This is a genomic window from Pseudomonas sp. GM55 (genome assembly GCF_000282395.1).
In the GTDB taxonomy this organism is placed as follows: Bacteria; Pseudomonadota; Gammaproteobacteria; order Pseudomonadales; family Pseudomonadaceae; genus Aquipseudomonas; species Aquipseudomonas fluorescens_CC.
Genome location: NZ_AKJJ01000120.1, coordinates 1 through 2,988 on the forward strand (window position 1 = coordinate 1; position 2,988 = coordinate 2,988).

A 2,988-nucleotide genomic window follows, 5' to 3' on the forward strand; every position below is an offset into this window, starting at 1 on the left:
CCGTCACCGACGGTTCCGGCACCGACGTCACCTCGACCCTGAACATCAGCGTCAGCCCGGTCGACGACAGCTTTACCGACCTCAGCGAAAGCGTGAGCACCACCGAAGACACCGCCATCAACGGCAGCGTGTTGACCGGCACCTCGAGCGTCGACGGTCCGGTCAGCGTGGCCAGCTTCAGCATCGACGGCGTGACTGGCACGTTCAGCGCCGGCCAGACCGCGACCATCGCCAACGTCGGTACCCTGGTGATCGGCGCCAACGGCGCCTACACCTTCACGCCTGCGGAAAATTACAACGGCAGCGTGCCAACGGTGAGCTACACCGTCACCGACGGCTCCGGCAGCAATGTCACCTCGACCCTGACCATCAGCGTCACCCCGGTCGACGACAGCTTCACCGACCTCAGCGAAAGCGTGAGCACCAGCGAAGACACCGCCATCAGCGGCAGCGTGTTGACGGGCACCTCGAGCGTCGACGGTCCGGTCAGCGTGGTCAGCTTCAGCATCGACGGCGTGGCTGGCACGTTCAGCGCCGGCCAGACCGCGACCATCGCTAACGTCGGCACCCTGGTGATCGGCGCGAACGGGGCCTACACCTTTACCCCGGACGCCAACTACAACGGCAGCGTGCCGACGGTGAGCTACACCGTCACCGACGGCTCGGGCAGCAATGTCACCTCGACCCTGACCATCAGCGTCACCCCGGTCGACGACAGCTTCACCGACCTCAGCGAAAGCGTCTCCACCCCGGAAGACACTGCCGTGACCGGCAGCGTCCTCAGCGGCACGAGCAGCGTCGACGGCCCGGTCAGCGTGGTCAACTTCACCATCGACGGCGTGACTGGCACGTTCACCGCCGGCCAGACCGCGACCATCGCCAATGTCGGCACTCTGGTGATCGGCGCCAACGGCGCCTACACCTTTACCCCGGACGCCAACTACAACGGCAGCGTGCCGACGGTGAACTACACCGTCACCGACGGCTCCGGCACTAATGTCACCTCGACCTTGAATATCAGCGTCACCCCGGTCGATGACCCGAGCGTTCTGATCGCAGATACCAAGACCGTCGATGAAGACCACGTTGCAATCGGCAACGTGCTTGGCAATGACATCGATGTCGATAACGCCCTGAGTGTCGCGACATTCACCATACAAGGCGTCCCCGGCTCCTTTACCGCGGGTCAAGTCGCGACTATCGCAGGCGTCGGTACTATGACTATCGCCACCAACGGCGATTACAGTTTCACCCCTGCCGCAAACTGGAACGGCACCGTTCCACAGATCAGCTACACAACCAATACCAATTCCACCAGCACGCTGGACATTACGGTCAACTCGGTCAACGACGCTCCAACCGTTAACTCCACCTCGGCCAGAGGTGATGAAGATCATTTGATCGCCGTGCAGCTCGGCGGAAATGACATCGACGGCAGCGTCAACCACTTCACCCTGACCGGCCTGCCGGCCAATGGCAGTTTTTACGCAGACGCGGCCGGGACCATTGCGTTGACCACAAGCAGCGTGATCGCCGCAACCGCCAACGGCGCAACGGTTTACTTCAAACCCACCGGCGACTGGAGTGGCACCACCAGCTTCACCTATAGCGCGACCGACAATGGGGGCATGCCTTCTGCTACTTCGGCGACCGGCACCATCGTCGTCGCGCCAGTGACCGATACCCCGAGCCTGTCGCTGACCGGTGGCGGCAAGGTTGCCTCGACCGACTTCCAGGAAGTCGCTGTGAACGGTTCGAATACCGACGTCGATGTCAGCAAGCTTGGCAACGGCGCCTGGCACACGGACAACCGCGGTGGCATGGTCGAAATCGGCAAGGCCAGCGTTTACGGTGCCGGCGGCGATAACCAGGTCATCGAACTTGAGCGCAATACCGGTGATGCGAGCAACCTCTACACCACTATCGATGCGAAGTCCGGCACCACCTATAACGTGTCGTTCGACTATGCACCGCGTGCCGGCATAGATAATTCGCTTATCAACGTGTACTGGGGCAGCAAGCTCATTGGCACCCTGAACACCTCGACCACTGGCATGCAGCACTACAGCTTCGACGTTCCGGTCACTGCCGATGGCAACCAGAAACTCGAATTCCGCGCCGGGGACAGCAACAGCCTGGGCGGCGTGCTGGACAACATCAATGTCACTCAGGTGCTCAACTCTGGCCTTGAAGACAACGCGATCCTGTTGTCCACCATCCAGGCCCACACCAATGACGCCGACGGTTCGGAAACGCTCACTCTCACACTGAACGGCTTGCCGGCGGGCTCCATACTTACCGACGGCAACCATACCTTCAATGCTGCCGGTGGCTCGACGTCGGTGGACATTACGGGTTGGAACCTTTCCACGCTCAAGCTGACACCGCCGACGAACTTCAATGGCGACATTCCCCTGACCGTTACGGCCACCGCCAAAGACGGCGATGCCCCAAGTGCGAGCACCTCGCTGCCACTGGTGGTGCACGTTGCTGCCGTCGATGACGCAAGCGTGCTGCAGGCGGACAAGATCACTGTCGAAGAAGACCACAACGCTATCGGCAACGTGCTGACCAACGACCACGATGTCGATAATGTCCTGAGCGTCGCAAGCTTCAGCGTGAACGGGGTCAACGGTAGTTTCACGGCGGGCCAGACCGCAACCATCACCGGCGTCGGTACTCTGATCATTGCCAGCAACGGCGACTACACCTTCACGCCGGCTGCCGACTGGAATGGCAACGTTCCACAGGTGACGTACACCACCAATACTGGCTCAAGCAGTACGTTGAACATCAGCGTCACGCCGGTCAACGACAACTTTACCGACGCCAACGAAACCGTCTCGACCCTGGAAGATACCGCCTTGACCGGCAGTGTCCTCAGCGGCACGAGCAGCGTCGACGGCCCGGTCAGCGTGGTCAACTTCACCATCGGTGACACCACCTACGCCGCCGGCAGCACGGCGAGCATCGCCAATGTCGGCACCC

General features: G+C 61.5%; 1 protein-coding gene. It reads left to right on the plus strand.

The window, feature by feature from the left end:
- The coding region (locus PMI31_RS25215) for a beta strand repeat-containing protein (RefSeq protein ID WP_008022147.1) at window positions 1–2,988 on the plus strand (2,988 nt) is incomplete at both ends.